At 64.0% G+C, this 24166-nt stretch carries 28 protein-coding genes; 12 read left to right on the plus strand and 16 right to left on the minus strand.

From position 1 onward, the window contains the following. Positions 1–23: 23 nt before the first annotated feature. The 9 genes from thrC to coxB form a co-directional block, all read right to left on the minus strand. Positions 24–1415, minus strand: coding sequence for a threonine synthase (thrC, locus tag NVV79_RS00310; protein WP_303985115.1), 1392 nt, complete (start codon positions 1413–1415; stop codon positions 24–26). Positions 1416–1484: 69 nt separating this feature from the next. Then, positions 1485–2243: an SURF1 family protein gene (locus NVV79_RS00315; RefSeq protein WP_303985118.1), complete on the minus strand. Its 759-nt coding sequence runs from the start codon at positions 2241–2243 to the stop codon at positions 1485–1487. Beyond that, positions 2240–2593, minus strand: a complete 354-nt coding sequence (locus tag NVV79_RS00320; RefSeq protein ID WP_303985119.1) for a DUF983 domain-containing protein — start codon at positions 2591–2593, stop codon at positions 2240–2242. Before NVV79_RS00320 ends, NVV79_RS00315 begins: the two co-directional genes overlap by 4 nt. A 65-nt stretch (positions 2594–2658) precedes the next feature. Continuing rightward, positions 2659–3492: a cytochrome c oxidase subunit 3 gene (locus NVV79_RS00325; RefSeq protein WP_303985123.1), complete on the minus strand. Its 834-nt coding sequence runs from the start codon at positions 3490–3492 to the stop codon at positions 2659–2661. A 2-nt stretch (positions 3493–3494) separates the two neighbouring features. Next, positions 3495–4061: a cytochrome c oxidase assembly protein gene (locus tag NVV79_RS00330; protein WP_303985125.1), complete on the minus strand. Its 567-nt coding sequence runs from the start codon at positions 4059–4061 to the stop codon at positions 3495–3497. Continuing rightward, the gene (locus NVV79_RS00335; RefSeq protein WP_303985127.1) at positions 4061–4243 is read right to left on the minus strand and encodes a hypothetical protein; all 183 of its coding nucleotides are present in this window, start codon (positions 4241–4243) and stop codon (positions 4061–4063) included. The genes NVV79_RS00330 and NVV79_RS00335 overlap by 1 nt, the downstream gene beginning before the upstream one ends. Continuing rightward, complete coding sequence (locus tag NVV79_RS00340; RefSeq protein ID WP_303985289.1) at positions 4243–5139, minus strand: heme o synthase; 897 nt, start codon at positions 5137–5139, stop codon at positions 4243–4245. Before NVV79_RS00340 ends, NVV79_RS00335 begins: the two co-directional genes overlap by 1 nt. Before the next feature lie 89 nt (positions 5140–5228). Then, the gene (gene ctaD / locus NVV79_RS00345) at positions 5229–6926 is read right to left on the minus strand and encodes a cytochrome c oxidase subunit I (protein WP_303985129.1); all 1698 of its coding nucleotides are present in this window, start codon (positions 6924–6926) and stop codon (positions 5229–5231) included. A 21-nt stretch (positions 6927–6947) separates the two neighbouring features. Beyond that, a complete protein-coding gene (coxB, locus tag NVV79_RS00350; RefSeq protein WP_303985131.1) occupies positions 6948–7823 on the minus strand; it encodes a cytochrome c oxidase subunit II in 876 nt (291 codons plus the stop codon). Positions 7824–8258: 435 nt separating this feature from the next. Here coxB and NVV79_RS00355 point away from each other — a divergent pair, with 435 nt between their 5' ends. Both NVV79_RS00355 and NVV79_RS00360 read left to right on the plus strand, forming a co-directional pair. After that, on the plus strand, positions 8259–8708 hold the full coding sequence (locus tag NVV79_RS00355; RefSeq protein WP_303985291.1) for an invasion associated locus B family protein: 450 nt from the start codon (positions 8259–8261) through the stop codon (positions 8706–8708). A gap of 18 nt (positions 8709–8726) precedes the next feature. Beyond that, positions 8727–8981: a PilZ domain-containing protein gene (locus NVV79_RS00360; RefSeq protein ID WP_303985133.1), complete on the plus strand. Its 255-nt coding sequence runs from the start codon at positions 8727–8729 to the stop codon at positions 8979–8981. 221 nt (positions 8982–9202) lie between these two features. On the opposite strand, the gene NVV79_RS00365 is transcribed toward NVV79_RS00360, so the two are convergent. Next, positions 9203–9460, minus strand: a complete 258-nt coding sequence (locus tag NVV79_RS00365; protein ID WP_303985135.1) for a DUF1127 domain-containing protein — start codon at positions 9458–9460, stop codon at positions 9203–9205. Positions 9461–9609: 149 nt separating this feature from the next. On the opposite strand from NVV79_RS00365, the gene NVV79_RS00370 reads away from it, so the two are divergent. The 4 genes from NVV79_RS00370 to NVV79_RS00385 all read left to right on the plus strand — a co-directional run bounded on the left by NVV79_RS00370 (position 9610) and on the right by NVV79_RS00385 (position 13701). Then, positions 9610–10497, plus strand: coding sequence for a LysR family transcriptional regulator (locus tag NVV79_RS00370; protein WP_303985136.1), 888 nt, complete (start codon positions 9610–9612; stop codon positions 10495–10497). Positions 10498–10665: 168 nt separating this feature from the next. Continuing rightward, a complete protein-coding gene (xseA, locus tag NVV79_RS00375; RefSeq protein ID WP_303985138.1) occupies positions 10666–12279 on the plus strand; it encodes an exodeoxyribonuclease VII large subunit in 1614 nt (537 codons plus the stop codon). Between the two features lie 49 nt (positions 12280–12328). Further along, on the plus strand, positions 12329–12550 hold the full coding sequence (locus NVV79_RS00380; RefSeq protein WP_146288209.1) for a DUF2093 domain-containing protein: 222 nt from the start codon (positions 12329–12331) through the stop codon (positions 12548–12550). A gap of 2 nt (positions 12551–12552) precedes the next feature. After that, positions 12553–13701 (plus strand): hypothetical protein, encoded by a 1149-nt coding sequence (locus tag NVV79_RS00385; protein WP_303985144.1) that lies wholly within the window; start codon positions 12553–12555, stop codon positions 13699–13701. A gap of 140 nt (positions 13702–13841) precedes the next feature. Here the strand turns inward: NVV79_RS00385 and NVV79_RS00390 are convergent, their stop codons facing one another. Both NVV79_RS00390 and NVV79_RS00395 read right to left on the minus strand, forming a co-directional pair. Then, entirely contained in the window at positions 13842–14087 is a 246-nt protein-coding gene (locus NVV79_RS00390; protein ID WP_303985146.1) for a DUF4170 domain-containing protein, read from the minus strand. After that, positions 14080–14940 carry a 3'(2'),5'-bisphosphate nucleotidase CysQ gene (locus tag NVV79_RS00395; protein WP_303985148.1) on the minus strand — a complete coding sequence of 287 codons (861 nt, stop codon included), beginning with the start codon at positions 14938–14940 and terminating at the stop codon, positions 14080–14082. Before NVV79_RS00395 ends, NVV79_RS00390 begins: the two co-directional genes overlap by 8 nt. Before the next feature lie 268 nt (positions 14941–15208). On the opposite strand from NVV79_RS00395, the gene NVV79_RS00400 reads away from it, so the two are divergent. Then, the gene (locus NVV79_RS00400; RefSeq protein WP_303985150.1) at positions 15209–15724 is read left to right on the plus strand and encodes a DUF6101 family protein; all 516 of its coding nucleotides are present in this window, start codon (positions 15209–15211) and stop codon (positions 15722–15724) included. A 142-nt stretch (positions 15725–15866) separates the two neighbouring features. Here the strand turns inward: NVV79_RS00400 and ubiA are convergent, their stop codons facing one another. Continuing rightward, positions 15867–16805: a 4-hydroxybenzoate octaprenyltransferase gene (gene ubiA / locus NVV79_RS00405; RefSeq protein WP_303985152.1), complete on the minus strand. Its 939-nt coding sequence runs from the start codon at positions 16803–16805 to the stop codon at positions 15867–15869. A gap of 155 nt (positions 16806–16960) precedes the next feature. On the opposite strand from ubiA, the gene NVV79_RS00410 reads away from it, so the two are divergent. Together NVV79_RS00410 and NVV79_RS00415 are read left to right on the plus strand one after the other, a co-directional pair. Continuing rightward, positions 16961–17701: a 16S rRNA (uracil(1498)-N(3))-methyltransferase gene (locus NVV79_RS00410; RefSeq protein ID WP_303985155.1), complete on the plus strand. Its 741-nt coding sequence runs from the start codon at positions 16961–16963 to the stop codon at positions 17699–17701. Between the two features lie 63 nt (positions 17702–17764). After that, on the plus strand, positions 17765–19135 hold the full coding sequence (locus tag NVV79_RS00415) for a glutamate--cysteine ligase (protein WP_303985157.1): 1371 nt from the start codon (positions 17765–17767) through the stop codon (positions 19133–19135). Between the two features lie 9 nt (positions 19136–19144). On the opposite strand, the gene dmeF is transcribed toward NVV79_RS00415, so the two are convergent. Together dmeF and NVV79_RS00425 are read right to left on the minus strand one after the other, a co-directional pair. Continuing rightward, on the minus strand, positions 19145–20131 hold the full coding sequence (dmeF, locus tag NVV79_RS00420; RefSeq protein WP_303985159.1) for a CDF family Co(II)/Ni(II) efflux transporter DmeF: 987 nt from the start codon (positions 20129–20131) through the stop codon (positions 19145–19147). After that, entirely contained in the window at positions 20128–20406 is a 279-nt protein-coding gene (locus NVV79_RS00425) for a metal/formaldehyde-sensitive transcriptional repressor (protein ID WP_303985161.1), read from the minus strand. The genes dmeF and NVV79_RS00425 overlap by 4 nt, the downstream gene beginning before the upstream one ends. 157 nt (positions 20407–20563) lie before the next feature. On the opposite strand from NVV79_RS00425, the gene purD reads away from it, so the two are divergent. The 3 genes from purD to NVV79_RS00440 all read left to right on the plus strand — a co-directional run bounded on the left by purD (position 20564) and on the right by NVV79_RS00440 (position 23458). Beyond that, on the plus strand, positions 20564–21868 hold the full coding sequence (purD, locus tag NVV79_RS00430; RefSeq protein ID WP_303985293.1) for a phosphoribosylamine--glycine ligase: 1305 nt from the start codon (positions 20564–20566) through the stop codon (positions 21866–21868). Next, positions 21801–22889: a patatin-like phospholipase family protein gene (locus NVV79_RS00435; RefSeq protein ID WP_303985163.1), complete on the plus strand. Its 1089-nt coding sequence runs from the start codon at positions 21801–21803 to the stop codon at positions 22887–22889. The genes purD and NVV79_RS00435 overlap by 68 nt, the downstream gene beginning before the upstream one ends. 62 nt (positions 22890–22951) lie before the next feature. Then, positions 22952–23458 (plus strand): GFA family protein, encoded by a 507-nt coding sequence (locus NVV79_RS00440; RefSeq protein WP_303985165.1) that lies wholly within the window; start codon positions 22952–22954, stop codon positions 23456–23458. Here the strand turns inward: NVV79_RS00440 and NVV79_RS00445 are convergent. After that, positions 23455–23901, minus strand: a complete 447-nt coding sequence (locus NVV79_RS00445; protein ID WP_303985295.1) for a nucleoside deaminase — start codon at positions 23899–23901, stop codon at positions 23455–23457. The genes NVV79_RS00440 and NVV79_RS00445 overlap by 4 nt on opposite strands. Positions 23902–24166: the final 265 nt, after the last annotated feature.

A 24166-nucleotide genomic window follows, 5' to 3' on the forward strand; every position in this document is an offset into this window, starting at 1 on the left:
GCGACCACCTGGCCCCCGTTTCGTCAGGCAGCGCGCGTACGCGCTGCAATGAAGTCTTCGACCGCATTCTGGTCGTTGGCAAGGACGCTGAGGCGCTCCTCGCGGGAATGAAGATCGGCCAGCCAGGCCGGCAAAGCCGGTTCCACGCCGGCCGCATCCTTGACGGCGGCGGGGAATTTGGCCGGGTGGGCCGTGGCCAGCGTCACCATGGGCGTGGCGCCGAGATGCGCGCGCGCCACATGAACGCCGACGGCGGTATGCGGATCGAGCAGGTAGCCGGACGCCTTGAGCGTGGCGGCGATGGTCGTCCTGGTTTCGGCTTCGCCCGTGGTGCCGGCGGCAAAATCGCGGCGGATGGCGCTGAGAGTATTGTCCGGCAAGGCGAAGCCGCCTGACTGCTTGAGGCCATCCATCATGCGGACCACGGCGCCGGCATCGCGCCCCGCGCTCTCGAACAGCAGGCGTTCGAAATTGGACGAAATCTGGATATCCATGGAGGGGCTGATGGTGGGGGCAACGCCGTCCATTTCGTAGCGACCGGTATCCATGGTCCGCCGCAGGATGTCATTGGCGTTGGTGGCAATGATCAGCCGGTCGATCGGCAGGCCCATGGCCTTGGCGCAATAGCCGGCGAAGATGTCGCCGAAATTGCCTGTCGGCACGGTGAAGCTGACCTTGCGGTGCGGACTGCCGAGGGAAACGGCGGCGGTGAAGTAATAGACGATCTGCGCGACGATGCGGCCCCAATTGATGGAGTTGACGCCCGACAGGCGCACGCCATCGCGGAATTTGTGATTGTTGAACAGCGCCTTGACGATGTTCTGGCAGTCATCGAACGTGCCTTCGAGAGCGATATTGTAGACATTGGCGTCGAGCACGGTCGTCATCTGCAGGCGCTGCACCGGCGAGGTGCGGCCCTGCGGGTGCAGGATGAAGATGTCCGTCGTGTCGCGGCCGCGGAAGGCCTCGATGGCGGCCGAGCCGGTGTCGCCCGAGGTGGCGCCGACAATGGTGGCCCGGAGGCCGCGTTCGGCCAGGATATGATCCATCACCCGGCTCAGGAACTGCATGGCCACGTCCTTGAAGGCCAAAGTGGGCCCGTGGAACAGTTCCAGCACGAAATGATTGGGCTCGATTTCGAGCAAAGGCGTCACCGAGGGGTGGCGGAAGGCGGCATATGCCTCGTCCACGATGGCCTTGAGCTTGCGCGGCGCAATCTCGTCGCCGGTGAAGCGGCTGATGATGGCATAGGCGACATCGGCATAGGGCTTGCCGGCGAAACCCGATATCTCGGCGGGGCTGACCTGGGGCCAGCTCTGCGGCACGTAAAGCCCACCATCGGAAGCCAGGCCAGCGAGAACCGCGTCAGAGAAGCCGAGCACGGGCGCCTGGCCGCGCGTTGAAACAAACTGCATTCGGGGGAAGAGCCCTTTTAGAATTGTTGCAACCTAGTCAAACAGGGACCGAACCGCAAGTTTGCCGGCTCAGCCCTTGGTGCCGGCGCGCTGGCGGGCGAACCAGAAGCCGAGCATGACGACGGCCACGATGGCAAAGCCGTACCAGGTATAGGCATAGCCGAGATGGTTGTTGGGAAATTCGACCACGGTTTCGCCGCCCTGGGGCAGTTCGCCGGCGGGGCCGGCCGGCAGGTCGATATAGAAGGGCGCGATAGGCGCCAAAGCCGGATCGACCATGGCGGCGAGCCGGGCCGGATCGCGCACCCAGTCGATGCGGTCGGACATGTTGGGGTCCGGCGTCATGAAGCCGGCCGCTTCGCCGGGGCGCAGCAGACCGGTAATGGTGACCTGGCTTTCGTCGCCCTCCCCGTCGGTAACCGCCGCTTCCTGGAAATCCTGCGGGATGAAGCCGCGATTGACGAAGACGGTGCCGCCATCGGCCAGCACGAAGGGCGTCACGACCCAATAGCCGGGACCGGAGGCCGGGCCGCGCGCATTGGCGAGGCTGGTGAAGACCGTGACTGTCTGGTTGTAACGAAAGGCGCCGGTCAGCGAGAAGGGCTGGAAATTGAGTGCCTGCAGGTCGAGCGTGGCCCATTGGTCGGCGGGCGGGACGGGAACCGGATCGGCGCCGAGCCGGGCATCCACCGCAGCGATCAAGGCTTCCTTTTCGCCGAGCCGCTGCAATTGCCACGTGCCCAGCCAGACGCAGACGACGGCCAGGGCCAGCATCAGCACCACGAAGGACCAGGTCATGATCGGCCCGAGGCTGCGACGCTCGCTCATTGATGGCCCTCATGCGCATCGTGCCGGTATTGCTGGGACACCAGCACGCCCTTGAACGGCGGCAGCAATGCCAGCGACAGGACCAGGGTCGTGGGGATCCACAGGATCAGGTGGATATAGGGCGGCGGATTGAACAGCGCGCCGACCAGCAGGGCCAAAGCGATGACGATGGGCGCAACGATGAAGATGACAAAGACCGCCGGGCCGTCACCACTATCGGCAAATTTCAGATCGAGCCCGCAGACCGGGCAGGCAGGCGCCACTTTCAGGTAACCGGCGAACAGCTTGCCCTTGCCGCAGCGTGGGCAGCGGCACAGCAGGCCGGTCAATATGGGCGACGACTGGGCCAATCCGGGCTCCAAAAAAGTCGGGGCGCAGCTTGCGGCCGCGCCCCGAGAAAAATGTCCGGGCGACCCTAGTGGTGGATCGCCACGCCCCAGCTGCCCCAGACATAGATCGAGGCAAACAGGAACAGCCAGACCACGTCCACGAAGTGCCAGTACCAGGCGGCGAATTCGAAGCCGATATGGCGTTCGGGGGTAAAATCACCGCGCATCGCACGCAGCAGGCAGACCAGCAGGAAGATGGTACCGATCAGCACGTGGAAGCCATGCAGGCCCGTGGCCATGAAGAAGGTGGCGCCATACATGTTGCCGGCGAAGCTGAAGCCGGCTTCCATATATTCGATGGCCTGGACGCAGGTGAAAACAGCGCCCAGCAGCACGGTAAGGATCAGGCCCCACTTGAGGCCTTCGCGATCGCCTTCGAGCAGCGCATGGTGCGCCCAGGTGACGGTCGTGCCCGAGGTCAGCAGCAGCAGCGTATTGAACAGCGGCAGATGGAACGGGTCGAACAGCTCCACGCCGGTCGGCGGCCAGATGCCGCCGGTGGCGGCGACGCGGGCATATTGCTCGACGTCATCGAGGCGGAAGAAGCCATCGAAATAGGCCCAGAAGAAGCCGAAGAACACCATCACCTCGGAGGCGATGAACAGCATCATGCCGTAACGGTGGTGCATCTGCACGACGGGCGTGTGATCGCCGCCGTTAGCTTCCTTGATGACGTCGCTCCACCACGCATACATGGTGTAGAGCACACCGGCCAGGCCGATGAAGAACACGAACGGAGTCCAGTGGTGCATCCAGGAGATGATGCCTATGGCAAGCACGAGTACGGCGACCGACATAACGAACGGCCACGGGCTCGGTTCGACCATGTGGTAATCGTGGTTCTTGGCTATTCCGGCCATGGTCAGCTTCCCTCATTGTCTGAAGCGTAGAAAGTGTAAGAGAGCGTGATCTCTTTGATGGTGTCGAGCTCTTGGTTATCGTCGAGCTCGGGATCGACGAAGAACACGATCGGCATGTCCACGGTTTCGCCGGGCTGCAGCGTCTGCTCGGTGAAGCAGAAGCATTCGATCTTGTTGAAATAGACGCCGGCCCGCTCGGGCGAGACGTTGAACACGGCCATGCCGGTGATCGGCCTGTCCGAATTGTTGGTCGCCACATAGCTGACGGTATCGACCTTGCCGATGTTGTCGGTGACAAGCGCGGCGGGCGTTACCGTCCAGGCCAGATCATTGGCGACGTTGGAGTCGAAGCGTACCGTCATCTGCCGGTCGATAAAGCCCTTGGGGGCTTCGCTGGCGGTCTGCGGCGTGCCACCAAAGCCGGTCACCTGGCAGAACAACTGGTAGAGCGGCACCGAGGCATAGGCCAGCCCCACCATGCCAGCGGCGACGAACATGCCGATAAGGGCGACCCGCCGGTTGCGGCGGGCCATTGCGGGGTCAATGCCGGGATGGTGCAATTCAGTCATCAGAGAGCCCGATCAAATAGAGCCGGACCCATCTTGATGATGGTCAGCACGTAGAAGGTAAGGGCGAAAAGCGCCAGGGCGACACCAAGCGCGATAGAGCGGCGGCGGCGGACCTTTGCCCGCGCAGCAGCAATCTCGGCCGACTCCGTCTCGACGCTGCGGATTTCGTCCGGGGCGCTCATCAGGCAAAACTCCCGAAGCGGGTCAGCAGGTTGTCGGTCATGAAGGCGAAAAACACGATGAACAGATAGCTCAGCGAGTAGTTGAAGAGCGTGCGGGCGGCCTTGCGCATGGCTACGTCCTCATCCGTCCGCAGCAGCCGCCAGGCCAGCAACACGAAGGATGCGCCAGTAATCACGGCAACGGTGGTGTAGATCCAGCCGGCGAAACCGAACCAGGTCGGCAGCATGGCGGATGCAGCCAGGATCAGGGTGTAGACGAAGATCTGAACCTTGGTCGATGCATTGCCCACGACATTGGGCATCATCGGCACGCCGGCAGCGCCATAGTCGGACTGCTTGTAGAGCGCCAGCGCCCAGAAATGCGGCGGGGTCCACAGGAAGATGATGAGGAACAGCACGACGCTCTCGAAGGAGACCGTGCCGGTAACAGCGGCCCAGCCGACGACCGGCGGGAAGGCGCCGGCAGCGCCGCCGATGACGATGTTCTGCGGCGTCGAGCGCTTGAGCCACATCGTATAGATGACGGCATAGAAGAAAATGGTGAAGGCCAGGAGGCCCGCAGCGACCCAGTTGGTCGCCAGGCCCAGCAGCGCTACCGAGAAGACCGACAGCACCAGGCCGAAAACCAGTGCCTCTTCCTTGGCCATGCGGCCGGCCGGAATGGGGCGGTTCTGGGTGCGGCTCATGATGGCGTCGATATCGGCGTCGTACCACATGTTCAGCGCGCCGGAGGCGCCGGCACCGATGGCGATGCAGGCGATGGCGATGATGCCGATAAACGGATTGATGCCACCAGGCGCCACCACCAGACCGACGATGGCGGTAAACACGACCAGCTGCATGACCGATGGCTTCAGCAGCGCAAGGTAATCCTCCACGCGTGCTTCGCCGGCCATGCCGGGCAGGTTCCTGCTATCGTCGATCAGAGCCAATGGGCTTGCTTTCCTGCTGGTTGGCGGGCCGCGCGGACGCGGCCCGGATGGTCTTAATGCGCGTTGGTCGAGTCGATCCTGGGCAGAGTGGTGAACTGGTGGAACGGCGGCGGGCTGGACAGGGTCCATTCCAGCGTGGTCGCACCTTCACCCCACGGATTGTCACCGGCCGGGCGCTTCTTACGGGCGGCTTCCCAGGTCGCGTAGAAGAAGATGACCATGGCGACAAAGGTGATGTAGTAGCCGATCGAAGACACGCGATTGAACATGCCGAACGCGTCGGGATAGTCGATGTAACGACGCGGCATGCCGGCGAGGCCGAGGAAGTGCTGCGGGAAGAAGATCAGGTTCACACCAACGAACATGATCCAGAAATGCGCCTGGGCCAGGAACTCGTTGTACATGTAGCCGAACATCTTGGGGTACCAGTAGTACCAACCCGCAAAGATCGAGAACACGGCGCCCAGCGACAGCACGTAGTGGAAGTGGGCAACCACATAATAGGTGTCGTGCAGGGCACGGTCGGCACCGGCATTGGCGAGCACCACACCGGTCACACCACCAACGGTGAACAGGAAGATGAAGCCGATGGCCCAGAGCATGGGCGACTTGAAGGTGATCGAGCCGCCCCACATGGTGGCGATCCAACTGAAGATCTTGATGCCGGTCGGCACCGCGATCACCATGGTGGCAGCCACGAAGTAGCGCTGCACATCAAGGCTGAGGCCGGTCGTGTACATGTGGTGCGCCCACACGACGAAACCGACGAAGCCGATGGCCACCATGGCATAGGCCATGGCCATGTAGCCGAAGATCGGCTTGCGGCTGAAGGTCGACACGATGTGGCTGACCATGCCGAAGCCCGGCAGGATCATGATGTACACTTCGGGGTGACCGAAGAACCAGAACAGGTGCTGGAACAGTACCGGATCACCACCCTCGGCCGGCCGGAAGAAGGCCGTGCCGAAATTGCGGTCGGTCAGCAGCATGGTGATGCCACCAGCCAGAACAGGCAGCGACAGCAGCAGCAGGAAGGCCGTGACCAGCACGGACCAGGCAAAGAGCGGCATCTTGTGCAGCGTCATGCCCGGCGCGCGCATATTGAAGATGGTGGTGATCAGGTTGATCGACCCCAGGATCGAGCTGATACCCGCGATGTGCAGCGACAGGATGACGAAATCCATGGCCGGGCCGGGATGGCCGGTGGTCGACAGCGGCGGATAGGCCGTCCAGCCGCCACCGAAGCCCAGCGCGCCGGGGCCAGCGCCCTCGAAGAACATGGAGGCGATCAGCAGGAGGAAGGACGGAGGCAGCAGCCAGAACGCGATATTGTTGATACGCGGGAAGGCCGTATCCGGCGCACCGATCATCAGCGGCGCGAAATAGTTGGCAAAGCCGCCCATAGTGGCAGGCATCACCGCGAAGAAGATCATGATCAGGGCGTGCGCACTGGTGAACACATTGTACATGTGCTTGCCGGCGTCGAGCGCTTCGCCGCCTTCCACGCCATAGGCCATGCTGGCCAGGCCATGGAAAATCTGGATGCCGGGCTCCTGCAGCTCCATGCGCATGAAGCCGGACAGGATGCCGCCAACCACCCCCGCCACGATGGCGAAGATCAGGTACATCACGCCGATGTCCTTGTGATTGGTCGAATAGACCCAGCGGCGCCAGCCAGTGGGCTCGTGAGCATGCGCGGCGTGGTCGTGTCCAGTCGCGTGGGCTTCGAGGTGAGCGGTAGTATCAGCCATGATTAAGTCCCCTGACCCTTCTTACTGCACAGCCGCGAGGGTGGCGTTGGCAGCGTCGTAGTCGCCGCCCTCGAACGCCGCCATGTAGGTTGCGAATTCTTCCTTGGTGACGACGCGCACGGCGATCGGCATGAAGGCATGATCCTTGCCGCAAAGCTCGGAGCACTGACCGTAATAGATGCCGGTCTCGCGGGCGTTGAACCAGGTTTCGTTCAGGCGGCCGGGCACGGCATCGATCTTGATGCCGAAGGACGGAACGGCAAAGGCATGGATAACGCCGGTCGGATCGGCGGTGATCTGCATGCGCACGGTAGTATCGACCGGCACGACGAGCTCGTTATCGACGGCCAACAGGCGCGGCTGGCCCGGCTTGCTGGCAGCACGATCTTCTTCGTTCAGCATCAGCGAGGTCAGGGCCACGCCCTGGTCGACATATTCATAGTCCCAATACCACTGCTGGCCGGTGGCCTTGACGGTGAGTTCGGGGGCAGGAACCTCGACTTCGCCGAAGGAGAAGATGTTCGAGCCGAGATATTTGCGCTCGCCATCGGGCGTCGTGAGCTGGTCGCTCAACACGCCGAAAGAGGGGATGGCGATGATGATGAGGATAACGACAGGCAGGACCGTCCAGACGATCTCGACCAGGGTATTGTGGGTGAAGGCAGCCGGCACCGGGTTCCGCTTGGCATTGTAGCGGAAGACGATCCACAGGATCAGCGCCAGCACGAGGATGACGATGAAGCTGATGGTCCACATCAGGATGCCATCATGGAAGACCGTGATGGAGTCCATGATCGGCGTCACCGAACGCTGCAGGTGGAACTGCCCGGGAAGCGGATGGCCGGCGGTGTAGCCGGCTTCTTCCTGCGCGACGGCCAGAGCCGGACTCAGCGCCATTGCGGCCGCCGAAAGAGCCCCCATCTTTTTCAAGAACTGCCCGGTCACCTAAACCCCCTGTCGACTTCAATTGGTGCATCCACACCGGGATTGAGGGGCAAAAACAGCGGCATAGCAAACGCCGCCCCGACTCAACCTCGGAGCGAAAAACTCTTCTCCGACCTAAATCACATCGGAAACGCCAAGTCCATTGCAGCAAGCGGGGCGGCAACTGCGTCATATTGCGCGGCCCTATCTGGCCCATGCCTCACCGCTGCCGCAGTTTGGCCGGCATATCCCCAGCAAATCCGGGCCTTGGTTGACTTGGTCCCCTGCCTGTCGGAAACAGGAAAAGCCTCGCGTTGGCGCGCGATTCGTCGGGAGAATTGTAGAGTGAAGCGGATTGTGAAGCACTGTCTGGCCGGGCTGGGCCTTGCCCTGGCGGTTGTCGGGACAATGGCCGGTACCAGCTCCGGCCAGGGCGTGGTGCGCGCCCAGTATGGTGACTGGCAGATGAGCTGCGATACGCCGCCCGGCGCCAGTTTCGAGCAATGCGCCATCATCCAGAATGTGATGGCGGAAGATCAGCCCAATGTGGGCCTGTCGGTCATCGTGCTGCGCACGGCCGACCGCGAGGCGCGCCTGCTGCGCGTGCTGGCGCCGCTCGGCGTGCTGCTGCCCAACGGGCTCGGACTTAATGTCGACGGACAGGATATGGGGCGCGTCGCCTTCGTGCGCTGCCTGCCCAATGGCTGCATCGCCGAGGTCGTGCTGGATGACAGCCTGATCGAGACACTGTCCAATGGCACCGACGCGATCTTCGTCGTGTTCAAGACGCCGGAGGAAGGCATCGGCATTCCGGTGTCGCTCAATGGCTTCAAGGACGGGTTTGCCCAGCTCCCCTGATCGCGGAGGGATTGTCCATTGACCGAGGAAGAACGTCGCGCCGTCATTCGCCACCGCACCCTCAAGGGCGGGCGTATCGTCACCAATGGCGGCTTTTCAACGCTGCAATGCACCGTCCGCAACCTGTCCGAAGCCGGAGCAAGACTGCGGATAGCCAGCATTATCGGCATTCCCGATACGTTCGAGCTGCTGCTGGATGACGGCCAGAAATTTGCCTGCCGGGCGATCTGGAAGACCGAGACCGAGATGGGCGTCAGTTTCGAGCAAACCTGACAAAAAAGCCGGACAAGCGCGCAAGGCGCCGGTCCGGCAAGTCATCAGGAAACGGGATCGGCAGAAGGCCGACCCAGGGGACCGGCGGCAAACCGGTCCGAACGGGATCGACCACGGGTCGACCCGGGAGATGGCACGAGCGCTCGCAAGGATTGTCCGTACCAACAAGAAAGCGCCAGCTGGAGGTCGGGCCGGCGCAAGCTCGAAATTCGTGGCGCCGATCAGGCGTAGGCGTTGCGGGCGCGCGCAGCGTTGAGGATCGGGCCGGCATGGGCTCCGGAGGCCAGTGCGGCGACCACATCGTCGCGCGAGACGCCCAGATCGTTCAGTTGTTCATGATCGAGGTCCAGCAAGGCCGACAACGCTGCCCGACGGGCACGAGCGGCCTGCGCCTTGGCGATCCAGCGCGCGAAGGCGACAAATGGATTGGCGGGCGTGGCGGGCGCAAGTGACCGCTCGCCGGGAAGCGAGAGAGCCATGATAGTCTCCAGTCATGTGGTTGTGCCGAAGGGAGGTCGGCGGGATTCGACGCTATTGCGCCGATGCTGTTGAGTTAGCGCTCTGGACATCCATTCGTCCAACAAATAGATTTCATTCGCTCTATCAATTTGGGTGATGGAAGAACGCCATGACGGCCCCCCTCGATCTCGACCAGCTCCAGAGCTTCTGTGCCATCGCCGATTGCGGCAGCTTCACCGAGGCCGCGCGGCGCGTGAACAAGACCCAGTCCGCCGTGTCGATGCAGATCAAGCGGCTTGAGGAACGGCTCGGCCAAGCCCTGCTGACCCGCGACGGGCGCAGCGTGACGCTGACCCTGCATGGCGAGGCGCTCTATTCCCGCGCCCGCAAGATGCTGCGCACCAATGCCGAGATTCTCGACCATTTCTCTGATGGCGACCTGGCGGGTTCGATCCGCTTCGGCGTGCCTGACGATTATGCGGTGCGCCTGCTGCCGGTGATCCTGTCCAGCTTCCAGCGCACGCATCCGAAAATCGCGGTCGACGTGGCCTGCATGGCCTCCGAGCACCTGCTCGAGGGCATGCGCGCCGGGCGCTATGACCTGATCGTCTTCACGCAGGGGACCGAGCAGAATTACGGTGAGCTGTTCCGCACCGAAAAGATGTTCTGGGTGGCCAGCCATGGCGGACGGGCGTTGGCGAGCGAGCCGTTGGCGATTGCCTGCGGGCCGCAATATTGCATCTGGCGCAAGGACGCGATGGAAGCGCTGGACCGCAGCAACAAGGACTATCGCGTGGCCTATACCTCGTCCAACGCCACGGCCATATCGAGCGCCGTGCTGTCCGACCTGGCCGTGGGCTTTCTGCCGGAAAGCGCCTTGCAGCCGGGGATGCGCGTGGTCAATGACGAAATCGGCCTGCCCCGGCTCGACGATGCCCAGATCGCGCTCAAGCGCGCCAGCCATGCCTATGGCGGCATCTATGATGCGCTGGCCAACCATATCGTGCAGTCGATGGGGAACCTGGATACGCCCAAGTCGGCGGAAGCGGCGGAGTAGATCCTTACCCAAACTCGATCGTCACCCTCGGGCTTGACCCGAGGGCTCTTCACTTATGGAGCCCCCGGTAAGTATAGAGCCCTCGGGTCAAGCCCGAGGGTGACGGCCGGTGGGTATAGCGAGGCACCCGGCCCTTGACCGGACTCAGCAATTGCCGCACCAGAGGGCATGGCCGATACCCTGACCAATGCCGCCGAATTTTCCGTCAGCGAGATCGCTCAGGCGGTCAAGCGCACGGTCGAGGACGAATTCGGCCATGTGCGCGTGCGCGGCGAGATTTCGGGCTTTCGCGGCCAGCACGCCTCGGGCCACGCCTATTTCACGCTGAAGGACGAGAATGCGGCGATCGACGCCGTGGTGTGGAAGACCAGCTATGCCCGCCTGACCTTCAAGCCGCAGGAAGGGCTCGAAGTCATTGCCACCGGACGACTGACAACCTTTCCACGCTCGTCGAAATACCAGATCGTCATCGACAATATCGAGCCGGCCGGCGCCGGGGCGCTCATGGCGCTGCTGGAAGAGCGGCGGCGCAAGCTTCATGCCGAGGGACTGTTCGCCCGCGAGCGCAAGCGGCCCCTGCCCTATCTGCCGCGCGTCATCGGGGTGATCACCTCGCCGACCGGGGCCGTCATCCGCGATATCCTCCATCGCCTGGCGGACCGCTTTCCCAGCCATGTGCTCGTGTGGCCGGTGCGGGTGCAGGGCGATACCTGTGCGCCCGAAGTGGTCAATGCCATCGAGGGCTTCAACGCGCTGCTGCCCGATGGGCCGATCCCCCGGCCCGACCTGCTGATCGTGGCGCGCGGGGGCGGCTCCATCGAGGACCTCTGGGGCTTCAATGAGGAAGCGGTGGTGCGGGCGGTTGCGGCCAGCGGCATTCCCATCATTTCCGCCGTGGGGCACGAGACCGACACGACGCTGGTGGACTATGCCTCGGATATGCGGGCACCGACGCCGACGGCTGCCGCCGAGGCGGCGGTGCCGGTGCGTATCGAGCTGATCGGCTATGTCGATGACCTTGGCTCGCGTCAGCGGCAGGGCGCGCGGCGCATTGCCGGCAGCGCCCGCGACCGGCTGCGTGCCGCCAGTGCCGGCCTGCCGCGGCCGGCCGACCTGGTGTCCACCCAACGCCAGCGGCTCGACCATGCGGCGAGCAATCTCTTTGCCGGGCTGCGCCATTCGGTGCAGGACCACCGCGTGCGGCTGTCGCGCGTCGAACCGCGGCTGGCGCCGCAATTGCTGGCGCGGCGGCAGTCGGAATTCGGCGAGCGGCTGGCCAACCTCTCGCTGCGCGCCGATGCTGGCCTGCGCAAGACGGTGGACCGGGCGCGGCTGACCTATGATCCGCGCGCCGAACGGCTGGGGAACTCGGCGCTTCGGCTGGTTGAGCGCAAGCGCGCGCAGCTCGACGCCGTCGGACCGAAGCTGTCGGCCAATACGCTGCGGGCGGAACTGCGCCACGGGCAGACGCGGCTGGGACCGCTAGGGACACGGCTTTACGCGAGCATGTTGCAAGGGCTGAGCCTGCGCGGGGCGGCTCTCGCCCAGGCCGGCAAGCTGCTCGACTCGCTCAGCTACAAGAGCGTGCTGGCGCGGGGCTATGCCGTCATCAAGGATGCCGAAGGCAACCTGGTGCATGAACGGGCCGGCCTGCTGCCGGGCGCGCCCATCGCCATCGAATTTGCCGATGGCGAGGTCGGGGCGACGATTTCGGGCAGCCCCGTCATAAAGAAGAAGCCACGTCCGCAATCGGACAGCGACGCGCAGGAAAGCCTCTTTTGATCTGACCCGTAGATCGCTATATCGGGGCGAAGGTTGAAGGGATGCCAGAATGAACATCTTCGACAAAGGCTTTGCACCCACCGAGGCGGTCATCCGTTATCTCGACGGCGACTATGTGGTGCTCAAACCCGGCAGTTTCGTGCGCTGCGCCATCACGCAGAAGCCCATTCCGCTCGATGAGCTGTTCTACTGGAGCGTCGACCGACAGGAACCCTATGCCGATGCCGTGGCGGCCCATACCGCCTTCGAGCGCTTCGGCCGCGGAGCCTGACGGTGGAGGCCGAAGCGTCGGGCCCAAGCCGGTTCCTGTTCATTTCCAATGGCCATGGCGAGGACGCCATTGCGGCCGCCATCGTGGCCAAGATGCCCAAGACGGTCGTGGTGGAAGCCTATCCGATGATCGGGGCGGGCAATGCCTATGCCGGTATCTGCCCTGTCGTGGGGCCACGGGCCACCCTGGCCTCGGAAGGCTGGCGCAACGTCAAGGGGTCGCTGCGGCGTGACATCATCACCGGAGGGCTCGGCACGGTGCCGCCGGCCCTCAATTTCCTGCGCAGGATCAACGGCAAGTATGATCGCGTGGTGGTGGTGGGCGACATGGTGGGCGTGCTGGCATGCTATTTCACCGGGCATCGCGGGCTCTATTATCTGGATGTCTACAAGACGGGCTCGGCACGGCTCTATTCCGCCGCCGAGCGCTGGACCATCAAGCAGGCCTGCAAGACCGTGTTCTGCCGCGCCGACAACCTGGCGCGCTCGCTCGAGCATATCGGCGTCGATGCCCGCTCGGCCGGCAATGTAATGATGGATGCCATTCCCCACGGGGATTATGACGCGCAGGCGCGGCGGCAGCGGCCGCTGGCGGTGACGCTGCTGCCGGGCAGCCGGGCGCTGACATCAGAGAGCTTTGCGCTGCAGGTGGCGGCCCTGCGCGCCCTGCCCGCCGAGCTGCGGCCCGACATGTTCCTGGCGGTTGCCGGCAGTATCAGTGTCGACGAGCTGGCCCGGAAGGCCGGGCTCAAGCGCACCACCATGCTGAGCGTCGAATCCGCCGATCTGGGGGAATTGTCGGATGGAGACATCACCATCCACATGGCCCGGGGCGGAGCGATGGGCAATCTGCTGGCGGTTTCCGACCTGGTGCTGTCGCAGGCCGGCACGGCCACGGTGCAGGCGCTGGGGCTGGGCAAGCCCGCCATCACCTTCGTCAATCCGCGCGACCGCCGCTCCCGCTTCAACGATGAGCAGATGCTGTTCGGGGACGCGCGGACGGTGGTTGCGGCAGAGGCTCCGGCCGTTGGGGCGGCGTTGCGCAAGCTGCTTGATGATGACGAGGAACGGCGGCGGCTGGCCAATATCGGGCGTCAGAGGATTGGCGGGCCGGGGGCGATGGCCGCGATTGTCGAGACGCTGGCGGGGTAAGTGCCACGCCCTCGTGGTTCGAGGCTCGCAAGAGCTCGCACCTCACCATGAGGGCTACTGGGAGTGCTGAGTTTACAGTAGCCCTCATGGTGAGGTGCGCTTCTTCAGCGCCTCGAACCACGAGGGCGTGGCATGATGCCTTACGGCTTGTGGGTTTCGGGCTCCAGCAGGCGGTGCAGGTGGACGATGAAGTAGCGTGTCTGGGCGCTGTCCACGGTCATCTGGGCCTTCTGCTTCCACACCGCATAGGCCGCGGCATAGTTGGGATAGAGGCCGACGATATCGACCTTGTCGAGGTCGGTGAAGGTCACGCCTTCGAGGCTCGACAGCTCGCCGCCGATGACGAGATGCAGCAACTGCTTGGAGGGAACTTCTTTTTCAGCCATCGGTCAGGTCCGTGTGTGAAGGAGCAATCAGTTCGGCGTCCGCATCTGCAGCCGGGCAGCCGTAGACCTTGATCAGCGCCGCGTGGACAAGGGGTTTTAGGCTCATGTCACCAAGCGCCGCAAGCGCCCCGTGGCGCACATCTCGTCTGTTGAAAAGGGGGAACCCGGTGCAGACATCGGCGAAATCGATGCCGGCTTCCTCGAGGATCACGGCGGCCCCGGCAATATCCCAGTCCTGGCTGCCACGGCGGGCGACGGCGCCGTCGAGCTTGCCGGTGGCCACCTGTACCAGCCGATAGGCCAGCGAGGGATAGGCCGGGCCGCGGGTATAGTGGAGGCCGGCCGCCTGCATTTCCTGATGCACGGCCCCGGGCGCGGGGATCAGCGGGGCAGCGCCGGCGCGGCGGCTGCGCTGGAGCGGCCGACCGTTAAGGCGGGCGCCCTCGCCGCGGGCGGCCTCATACATTTCATCGCGCACGGGGGCGTAGACCACCCCGGCGACGGGAATGCCATGTTCGACTACGGCCAGCGATACGGTCCAGCTATCCTCGCCGCGCAGGAAGCCGCGGGTGCCATCGATTGGGTCGACGACGAAGACGCGGTCGCAATCGAGGCGGCTGGGATTGTCGGCGGTTTCCTCGCTGAGCCAGCCATAGTCGGGGCGGGCCTGCAGGAGGGAAGAGGCCAGGTAACGGTCGACCAGGATATCGGCTTCGCTGACCGGGGAGGCATTGTCCTTGGTCCAGCTCTTGACGTCGCGGCGGAAGAAGCCGCTGGCAATGATGCCGGCCGCAACCGCCGAGGAGCGGAGCAGTTCGAGATCATCGCTATAGGTCGTTGCGGGCGCTGGCATAGGCGCGCCTTTTAGGCTTGGCGCCGGTCTTGGGCAAGGGCTGCGCCGGATGGCGTGATCGCGGGAGCAAATATGGCAGGGTTAATGCCCCCGCACCGGGCGCGGTTAACCGGTCCCTACCCTATGCAAGACCCTGCTAACCCTCTCGGAAAACAAGATAAACTTAACCGAACCGATTAAGGGGGCAGGTAAGGCGGGCGGGTATGGTGGACCTACAAAAGAGAGCGCCAAAAATCAGCTCTCGAAGTTGACAGGAAGGCGAATTCAAATGGTTCATGGTGTCGCGATGGAAGGAACCTCGGTCGTACTCGCATTCGGCCGCCCGACGCTGGCAGACCGCCGCTTCGTGGCGGCGAACGACAACGGTCCCAAGGATCCCGTCAAGACCGTTACCGTGCGCCGCATGCTCGAACAGAGCGGCGTGGCCATCAAGGTGAAGGTGCCGGTGACCGAATTCATCGGTGTCGCCGTGGCGACGCGGATTTCCGAGGACGGCGTGCTGGTCAGCTCGATCGAACTGGTCCATTCGGACAGCGAATTGAACTACCGGGTGTTCGAGGAAGAGGGCAATCACAACGTCGTTGCCGAGTGGCAGAACTGGGGCAAGAAGCTCCGTTTGCCGCTGTTCATCAAGGCCGGCGACGGCGCCTATATGCCCTATAGCCAGCAGGTCGACGGGGTGATGGTGGGCCATACGCAGAGCCGCCGCAAGCTGGTGGCCGAGGCCGGTCGTCGCCCGCGTTTCCTCAATCGCCGCAAGCCGGGCATGCAGCCCGAAGCGTAAGTTTCTGCTCTCCAAAGCACGTTTGAGGGGTCGACCGGTGGTGCGGTCGGCCCTTTTGACGTTTGGGCGTGAACTGGTTGGCGGACTGTTAGCATCTGGCGTCACCAACAGGGCGAAAGCCACAGCATTTCGCTAGCGCGAACTACCAGACCCACTCAGCCAGGAGCGCGAGGGCCAGGACTATTCCGACATATTTGTTGCTGTCGAAGCGGAAGCGGGGATTATCCGGCACGGCGGCATCGACGGTCCAGACCTGCCAGGCCAGCATGGCCGCGGCCACGAGGGACAGGGTGGCGAAGACGAGGCCACCGCCCGCCAGCAAGGCCGCCGCATTCCAGAGCACGAAGGCCCCGGCATAGAGCGTGGCGACCGCGGGCTTCACCTGGTCGCCGAACAGGCGCGCCGTGGATTTGACGCCGACCAGCGCGTCATCCTCGATATCCTGCAGGGCGTAGATGGTATCATAGCCGATGACCCAGAGGATTGTTCCGGCATAGAGCAGGACGGGCGGCCAGGCGAGACCGCCGGTCTGGCTGGTCCAGCCGACCAGGGCGCCATAGGAGAAGGCGAGGCCCAAAAAGGCCTGCGGCCACCAGGTGACGCGCTTCATGAACGGATAGATGGCGACCAGGACCAGCGAGGCGACACCGGCCCAGACGGTGAAGCGGTTGAACTGGAACAGGATGACCGAGCCGAGCAGGGCCTGCGCGACGAGGAAGGCCAATGCATCGCGCGCGGTGACAGCGCCTGACGGAATCGGACGGAGGCGGGTGCGGGCGACCTGCATGTCGATGTCGCGATCGACAATGTCGTTGAAGGTGCAGCCGGCGCCGCGCATGAGGATGGCGCCTGCCAACATGAGCACCGCGCCCCACCAGTCGAAGCCCTGGGCCGGGTTGGCGACGGCGGCGAGGCCGAGGCCCCAGGCGCAGGGCCAGAACAGCAGGTAGAAACCGATGGGGCGGTCCCAGCGGGCGAGACGCCCATAGGGCTTGAGCCAGGCGGGGGCGTAGCGATCGAGCCAGTTGCCCTGCTTGGCGTCGGGGACGGTGGCGGAGGGGGATTGGTTCATATCGGACATGGTGCCACGACCTCGTGGTTCGACAGGCTCACCATGAGGTCTACTCTAAACGCCGGACAGCTAGTAGACCTCTTCTCGACCGCAATTGTCACAGTCGACACCCTTCCCCTCGCGGGGAGGGTTGCGCAAGATAGTGCCGCAAACTGGAAGTTCCCATGCCCCGCACCCATGCCGCCCTGCCCCGTCTGTTCGTCGAACCCGATCTGGCTGGGGGTGGCCAGGTTGCGCTGGGCAAGGAGCAGTCGCTTTATCTGGCGGCCGTGCTGCGCAAGGCGGTGGGCGACGAGGTGGTGCTGTTCAATGGGCGGGATGGGGCGTGGCTGGCGCGGCTGGTCAGCGACGCCAAGAAATCGGTGGTGCTGGAGCCGGTGGAGAGAATCGCTGTCCAGACGCCGGTTTCGGACCTCTGGTATGGCTTTGCGCCATTGAAAACCGAGCGGCTGGATTATGTGATCCAGAAAGCAGTGGAAATGGGGGTCGGCACGATCCAGCCGGTGCTGACGCGGTTTACCCAGGTCGGCCGGCTCAAGCATGAGCGGCTGGTGGCCAATGCCGTGGAGGCGGCCGAACAATGCGAGGTGCTCAGCGTACCCAAGGTGGAGCAGGAAGTGACGCTGGAGCGGCTGCTCGATGCCTGGCCGGCGGAGCGGGCGCTGATTTTTGCCGATGAGGGCGAGGCCTCGTCGTCGCCAGTCGCGGCGCTGGAAAAGCTCAAGGGAAGGAAGGTGGGTCTGTTGATCGGACCGGAGGGCGGATTTTCCGATGAGGAACGCGCCAGATTGCGCGCCCTGCCCTATGTGGTGCCGATCAGTCTGGGGCCACGAATCCTGCGGGCAGACACGGCCGCGGTGGCTGCGCTGGCCGTGATTCAGGCTACCATCGGCGATTGGCGATAAAACGCGATTGCTTTCGGCTCGCGCAACGTTATGTTCCCCGCCAGTATTTCCAGAGGACTGCCTATGGCCGGTGCCGACACCTATTCGCCCCTGATCGAGACGCGGGCTGACCTGATCGAGGCCATGGCGCGCGGGGCCAAGCCCGAGAGCGAATGGCGCATCGGCACCGAGCATGAAAAGCATGTGTTCCACACCAACCCACTGCGGCCGGTGGCCTATGAGGGGCCGGATGGCATCCGCGCGCTGATCGAAGGCATCGAGAAGGAAACCGGCTGGCACCCCTTCTATGACGGCGACAACCCGATCGGGCTGCGCAATGACGAAGTGGCCGGCGGGATTTCGCTGGAACCCGGCGGGCAGTTTGAACTGTCGGGCTCGCCGCAGGTGGACCTGCATGGCACCGCGGCAGAGCTGGCCGAGCATATGCGCGTCAGCAAGAAGGTGGCGGCGCCGCTCGATATTCATTTCCTCGGGCTGGGCGTGACGCCGCTATGGTCGGTGGACCAGATCTGCGCCATGCCGAAATCGCGCTACGGCATCATGAAGCCCTATATGGAAAAGGTCGGCACGCTGGGCACGTCGATGATGTTCCGCTCGGCGACGGTGCAGGCCAATCTCGATTTTTCCAGCGAAGCCGACATGGTCAGGAAGCTGCGCGTAGCGGTGGCGCTGCAGCCGGTGGCGACGGCTTTGTTTGCCAATTCGCCCTTCTCGGAAGGCCGGGACAGCGGCTATCTGAGTTTCCGCAGCCATATCTGGCTCAACACCGATGATGACCGCACCGGCATGCTGCCCTTTGCCTTCGACGAGGGGTTCGGCTTCGAGCAATATGCCGACTATGCGCTTGATGTGCCGATGTATTTCGTCATCCGCAACAAGCAATATGTGAACGTGGCGGGCGAGAGCTTCCGGGCCTTCCTGCGCGGGGAACTGCCGCAATTGCCGGGCGAGAAACCCACGATCAAGGACTGGGAAGACCACCTGTCGACGATTTTCCCGGAAGTGCGGCTGAAACAGTTCCTGGAAATGCGCGGCGCCGATATGGGCGACGAAAAGTCGGTGACGGCGCTGTCGGCCTTCTGGACCGGGCTGCTCTATGACTCGGTGTCGCTGGAAGCGGCCTATGAGCTGATCGAGCCCTGGACGCGCGAGGAGCGCGACGAGATGCGCCGCGAAGTGCCCCGGCTGGCGCTGATGACGCCGCATGACCGGTCCAACCTCTATGACGTGGCGGCGCAGGCCGTGGGCATTGCCGAGGCCGGGTTGGTGCGGCGGGGCCGCCGCAATGCACAGAGCAAGGACGAAACCATCCACCTCGCCCCGCTGGAAGAGACGATCAGGCTGGCCAAATCGCCGGCCCAGCGCTGGGTCGACAAGTTCCGTGGGGAGTGGAACGGGGATGTGACGCGGGTGTTCAAGGAAGCCGAGATGTAGTTGCTTGCCTCACCCGGCACTACGCCGACCTTCCCCCAGGGGAGCAGTCTGTTCGACCTCGATCGTTACGTGCGAGAGATCGTGGATGTGAGCCAGCCTGGCGCGATAGGCGGCGGGGTCCTGCGGGGCGGGCGAGGCGATGGATATGATGGCGCCGTGGTGGCCAGGACCGAGTTGCCAGACATGCAGGTCGGTGATGGTGTCGCCGCCCACCGCGATAGCGGAGCGGATTTCATCCGGCAGATCTTCGCCGGCAGGGACGTAATCGACCAGCACGCCGCCGGCATCGCGGATCAGACCCCATGACCAGCGGGCGATGACAAGGCCGCCGACAATGCCCATGGCCGGGTCCATCCAGTTCCAGCCATAGAGGCCGCCGAGAACCAGCGCGACGATGGCCAGCACCGATGTCAGGGCATCTGCCAGGACATGCAGATAGGCGGCACGGAGATTGTTGTCGCCGGTATGGTGGGCATGGTCGTGGCCGTGAGCATGGTCATGGCTGTGGGCGTGACGGTGATGGCCATGGTGACTGTGTTCGTCGCGCAGTAGCCAGGCACAAACCAGGTTGACCGCAAGCCCGAGCACGGCAACGGTGACGGCTTGCTGGAAATTGATGGTCACAGGATTAGCGAAGCGGAGCAGGCTTTCCCAGCCAATGAGCAGCGCGATCAGTGCCAGAACGACCGCGCTGGCGAAGGCGGCCAAATCCCCGAACTTGCCGGTGCCGAAGGTGAAGCGCGGATTGTTGGCCTGGCGACGGGCGAACATGTAGGCCAGAGCCGCAATCAGCATGGCGGCGGCGTGGGTCGACATATGCCAGCCGTCGGCAACCAGTGCCATGGAACCATAAATGGTTCCGGCCGCAATCTCGATGACCATCATGGTCGCCGTGATGGCGATGACGAGCCAGGTACGGCGCTCGTTGCGCGCATGGTCCTGGCCAAGGAAGACATGCGCGTAGGGGCTGGACAGTCGGGCGGCGGCATCACTCATTTCAGATACATCCTGACTGCTTCAATCAATTCGGCAGCGCCTTGTGCCCGGGCTGGATCATGGTCCTTGTCCGGGTTGGAGATGTGTTCGCGGATATGATCCTCGATCAGCTCAGCCGTCAGGCCGGTGATGGCGCCGCGAACCGACGCCGTGAGGTTCAAAATCTCCCCGCAGGGCGCCTCCGCCTCGAGCGCCCGCTCGATCGCTTCGACCTGGCCCTTGAGGCGGCGAATACGGGCAAGGAGTTTGGTCTTGTTTCTGGTGAGATGGGACATAGTATAGGGGGGTATCCTATCTTAAAGTCTGTCGCAAGATCCAAATCGCTCTCCTGCCGCGCTCGGCCGCGCTCCGATGCTTGCGTATAAAGCGGCGCCCCCTCCTCGCCTGAAGAGCGATATGAGAAGAGCCTTGCCTCTCCTGCCTCACTCGTGCATCACGCCTTCACAAGCACGGAGGGCGGTTCATGCGGGTTCTGGTGATCGGGTCGGGGGGCGTGAGCATGCGCTGGCGTGGAAGATCGCGCAGTCGCCTAAGCTGACCAAGCTGTTCATCGCGCCGGGCAATGGCGGGACCGGGGCGGTGGCGGAGAATGTCGTGATCGACATTACCGACCATAAGGCGGTGGTGGATTTCTGCAGGCTGATGGCCATCGATTTCGTGGTGGTGGGACCCGATGCGCAGGTGGTGGCGGGGCTGGGCGACGACGTGCGCGCAGCCGGGATCGCCTGCTTCTGCCCGAGCAAGGCGGCGGGGCAATTGGAGGGGTCGAAGGGCTTTACCAAGGCGCTGTGCGACGAGATGGGCATTCCCACCGCCGGTTACGGGCGCTTCAACAATGAGGCGGCGGCTTTGGCGTATCTTTATACGCAGGGCGCACCCATCGTCATCAAGGCGGATGGGCTGGCGGCGGGCAAGGGCGTGACCGTGGCGATGAGCGTGGAAGAGGCCGAGGAGGCTATTGTCGACTGCTTTGCCGGGGCGTTCGGGGCGTCGGGCGCCGAAGTGGTGGTCGAGGAGTTCATGGAAGGCGAGGAGGTGAGCCTGTTCGTGCTCTGCGACGGCACCAGCATCCTGCCGCTGACCACGGCGCAGGATCACAAGCGCGCCTTCGATGGCGATACCGGGCCCAATACCGGGGGGATGGGCGCCTATTCGCCGGCGCCGGTGATGACGCGCGAGATTTACGAGGATGTGCTGGAACGGGTGATCTGGCCGACGGTGCGGGGGCTGGCGGCGCGGGGAACGCCGTATCAGGGCGTGCTTTATGCCGGGCTGATGCTGACCGCGGATGGGCCGAAACTGGTGGAATATAATGCGCGGTTCGGGGACCCGGAAACGCAGGTGATGATGCTGCGCATAGAGAGCGACCTGCTGCCGCTGCTGCATGCCACGGCGACCGGGTCGCTTGCGGGGCATGACGTGGCCTGGAAGGACCAATATGCGCTGACGGTCATCATGGCGACCGAGGGTTATCCGGGCAGCTATGACAAGGGCAGCGAAATCCGCGGCGCCGAGGGACTGGATAGCGACATATTGCAGGTGTTTCATGCCGGAACGCGTCGGGAGGGTGCGCGTTTACTTGCTGCCGGCGGGCGCGTGCTCAACGTCACCGCGCTGGGCGGAAGTGTGAAAGAGGCGCAAAGCCGTGCTTACGCAGGCGTGGACCAGATTGTTTGGCCAGAAGGCTTTTGCCGCCGAGACATCGGCTGGCGCGAAATCGCCCGAACAGCGTCCTGAACCCTTCCTAAACCTGGCCGGCGTACCCTTCCTCAAGACCGTCTTTGACGAGACGCCGCCGCAACGCCCGCTGACGCCGCTGCAACTGCGCGGCCAGGCGCTGGCCGACCGGCTGCGCTCGAAAGGCAAGGAGCGGGGCGGGATGGAGACGATATCTGGACCTCGGATCGGTGTGGCACTGGGCGGCGGCTCGGCGCGCGGGCTGACGCATATTCCCTATATCGAGGCCATGGACGAGCTGGGGCTGAAGCCTTCGGTCATCGCGGGCACGTCCATCGGCGCGCTGATCGGTTCGGGCTGGGCCGCGGGCATGACAGGCAAGGAATTGCGCGAGCATTCCTACGAGGTGCTGGGGACGATGCGCATCATCGCCACCAAGCTGTGGGCGACGCAGATCCGCGGCATCAGCGGGATATTGAAGAACGGCATCTCGATGCAGCTCGACGCGACCAGCATCGTCGACACATTCACGCCGGAGAATTTTCCGCTCGAATTTGCGGATCTCAAGGTGCCGCTCTATGTGGTGGCGACCGATTTCCAGAGCTGGCACCAGGTGGTGTTCAATTCGGGATTGCTGCGGCCAGCCATCGCCGGGTCGATCGCCATTCCGAGCCTGTTCAAGCCGGTGGTCTATGCCAACCACATCCTGGTCGATGGCGGGGTGGTCAATCCGCTGCCGCTGGACCAGGCCGATATCGACACCGACTTCCTGATCGGCATCGACGTCAATGGCGACCCGTCGGAAGGCATTTCCAAGACCGACCACAAGGCGATCGACATCTGGTTCGGCTCGGCCCAGATCATGATGCATTCGCTGACGGCGCATATGATGGCGGCCTATCCGCCCGACATCTACGTGCGGCCGCATGTCGCCAATTTCGGGGCGCTGGAATTCTGGCGCGTGCGCGAGATCGTGGCGCATGCCGAGGCGGAAAAGGAGCGCTTCAAGCGTATCCTGGCCGACAAGGTGGAGGCCTATATCGCCGGCAAGGTGCCTGTGGTGGAGAGCAATCCGGACTAACTGACGATTGGCTTGTCGAATCCCCGTCGATCCGTTCGTCTGGCCTGTAACAAGGAGGCCGGATGAAGGACAAACAGGTGATGGCACGCTGCAGTTGCGGGCAGGTGGAAATCGAGGCGTGGGGCAAGCCGATTGCCAGCGTGATCTGCCATTGCGACGATTGCCAGGCGGCGGGACGGGCGCTGGGCGCCCTGCCCGAGGCGCCGCCGCTGCTCGATGCGGCGGGCGGCACGGGTAACGTGCTTTATCGCAAGGACCGGGTGAAGCCGATCAGGGGTTGGCACCTGCTGGAGGCGCACAAGCTGACGCCGGATTCCAAGACCAACCGCATGGTGGCGACCTGCTGCAATACGCCCATGGCCATCACCTTCAACGATGCGCGGCACTGGGTGCCGCTCTATCGCGACCGGCTGGAGGGCGCGGTGCCACCGGTGCAGTGGCGCATCTGCACGAAGTTCGTACCGGAGGGCGTGGCGCTGCCGGACGACACGCCGAGATATGAGATGTATCCCTTCGGCATGATGGCGGGGCTGGCGCTGTCGGCGGTGGCGATGCTGGTGGAGCGTTAGCGCAGGGCGCGGAAGAAGGTGCGCAGCAGGGCCTCCGACCGGGAGGCGCCGAGGCCGGAAATGACTTCGGGGGCGTGATGGCAGGTAGGCTGCGTGAAAAGGCGGATGCCGTTTTCGACGGCGCCGGCCTTGATATCCTCGGCGGCGAAATAGATGCGGCGCAGGCGCGTATGGGCGATGGCGCCGGCGCACATGGCGCAGGGTTCGAGCGTGACATAGAGGTCGCAGCCATCGAGGCGGCCGGTGGCGCGGGTTTTCAGTGCGGTGCGGATGGCCAGCATTTCGGCATGGGCGGTGGGATCGGCGAGCGCCTTCATGCGGTTGCGCTCGGCGGCGAGGATGGTGTCGCCTTCCATGACCACGGCGCCCACCGGGGCTTCGCCATTGGCGGCGGCCTCTTCGGCGAGGGTGAGGGCGAGATCCATGGGGGACTGGCTGGGCATGGGGGAGATGTAGCGCTGCCGGGTGGATAGGGGCAACCGGGTTTTGTGGGCGGCGCAACCTCAGTCGTCTCCCTCCCCTTGTTGGGAGGGATCAAGGGTGGGGATGTTCGCGGCTCCAACTGCATCGGATTCAGGGAGGGTCCGACACCCCCACCCGGCTCGATCACGGACTTAGCAAGCTAAGTCCTATCTCGCTTCCCTCCCCACAAGGGGGAGGGAGGCAGACTGAGAGATTGGCGCAGAGCATTGCAAAAGCGCAGGAATC

The organism is Devosia ginsengisoli, from assembly GCF_024707105.1.
GTDB classification, from domain to species: Bacteria; Pseudomonadota; Alphaproteobacteria; order Rhizobiales; family Devosiaceae; genus Devosia; species Devosia ginsengisoli_A.

Bases quoted from the DNA above. Each gene is read 5' to 3' on its own strand.
- NVV79_RS00315 (WP_303985118.1), bottom strand. From the start codon at position 2,243: ATGAGCGAGCGTCGCAGCCTCGGGCCGATCATGACCTGGTCCTTCGTG.
- NVV79_RS00425 (WP_303985161.1), bottom strand. From the start codon at position 20,406: ATGTCCCATCTCACCAGAAACAAGACCAAACTCCTTGCCCGTATTCGC.
- ctaD (WP_303985129.1), bottom strand. From the start codon at position 6,926: ATGGCTGATACTACCGCTCACCTCGAAGCCCACGCGACTGGACACGAC.
- xseA (WP_303985138.1), top strand. From the start codon at position 10,666: ATGGCCGATACCCTGACCAATGCCGCCGAATTTTCCGTCAGCGAGATC.
- NVV79_RS00395 (WP_303985148.1), bottom strand. From the start codon at position 14,940: ATGCCAGCGCCCGCAACGACCTATAGCGATGATCTCGAACTGCTCCGC.
- NVV79_RS00370 (WP_303985136.1), top strand. From the start codon at position 9,610: ATGACGGCCCCCCTCGATCTCGACCAGCTCCAGAGCTTCTGTGCCATC.
- thrC (WP_303985115.1), bottom strand. From the start codon at position 1,415: ATGCAGTTTGTTTCAACGCGCGGCCAGGCGCCCGTGCTCGGCTTCTCT.
- dmeF (WP_303985159.1), bottom strand. From the start codon at position 20,131: ATGAGTGATGCCGCCGCCCGACTGTCCAGCCCCTACGCGCATGTCTTC.
- NVV79_RS00335 (WP_303985127.1), bottom strand. From the start codon at position 4,243: ATGAGCGCCCCGGACGAAATCCGCAGCGTCGAGACGGAGTCGGCCGAG.
- NVV79_RS00380 (WP_146288209.1), top strand. From the start codon at position 12,329: ATGAACATCTTCGACAAAGGCTTTGCACCCACCGAGGCGGTCATCCGT.
- coxB (WP_303985131.1), bottom strand. From the start codon at position 7,823: ATGGCGCTGAGTCCGGCTCTGGCCGTCGCGCAGGAAGAAGCCGGCTAC.
- ubiA (WP_303985152.1), bottom strand. From the start codon at position 16,805: ATGTCCGATATGAACCAATCCCCCTCCGCCACCGTCCCCGACGCCAAG.
- NVV79_RS00410 (WP_303985155.1), top strand. From the start codon at position 16,961: ATGCCCCGCACCCATGCCGCCCTGCCCCGTCTGTTCGTCGAACCCGAT.
- NVV79_RS00365 (WP_303985135.1), bottom strand. From the start codon at position 9,460: ATGGCTCTCTCGCTTCCCGGCGAGCGGTCACTTGCGCCCGCCACGCCC.
- NVV79_RS00355 (WP_303985291.1), top strand. From the start codon at position 8,259: ATGGCCGGTACCAGCTCCGGCCAGGGCGTGGTGCGCGCCCAGTATGGT.
- NVV79_RS00330 (WP_303985125.1), bottom strand. From the start codon at position 4,061: ATGACTGAATTGCACCATCCCGGCATTGACCCCGCAATGGCCCGCCGC.
- NVV79_RS00325 (WP_303985123.1), bottom strand. From the start codon at position 3,492: ATGGCCGGAATAGCCAAGAACCACGATTACCACATGGTCGAACCGAGC.
- NVV79_RS00440 (WP_303985165.1), top strand. From the start codon at position 22,952: ATGAAGGACAAACAGGTGATGGCACGCTGCAGTTGCGGGCAGGTGGAA.
- NVV79_RS00415 (WP_303985157.1), top strand. From the start codon at position 17,765: ATGGCCGGTGCCGACACCTATTCGCCCCTGATCGAGACGCGGGCTGAC.
- NVV79_RS00340 (WP_303985289.1), bottom strand. From the start codon at position 5,139: ATGGCCGGCGAAGCACGCGTGGAGGATTACCTTGCGCTGCTGAAGCCA.
- NVV79_RS00390 (WP_303985146.1), bottom strand. From the start codon at position 14,087: ATGGCTGAAAAAGAAGTTCCCTCCAAGCAGTTGCTGCATCTCGTCATC.
- NVV79_RS00445 (WP_303985295.1), bottom strand. From the start codon at position 23,901: ATGCCCAGCCAGTCCCCCATGGATCTCGCCCTCACCCTCGCCGAAGAG.
- NVV79_RS00400 (WP_303985150.1), top strand. From the start codon at position 15,209: ATGGTTCATGGTGTCGCGATGGAAGGAACCTCGGTCGTACTCGCATTC.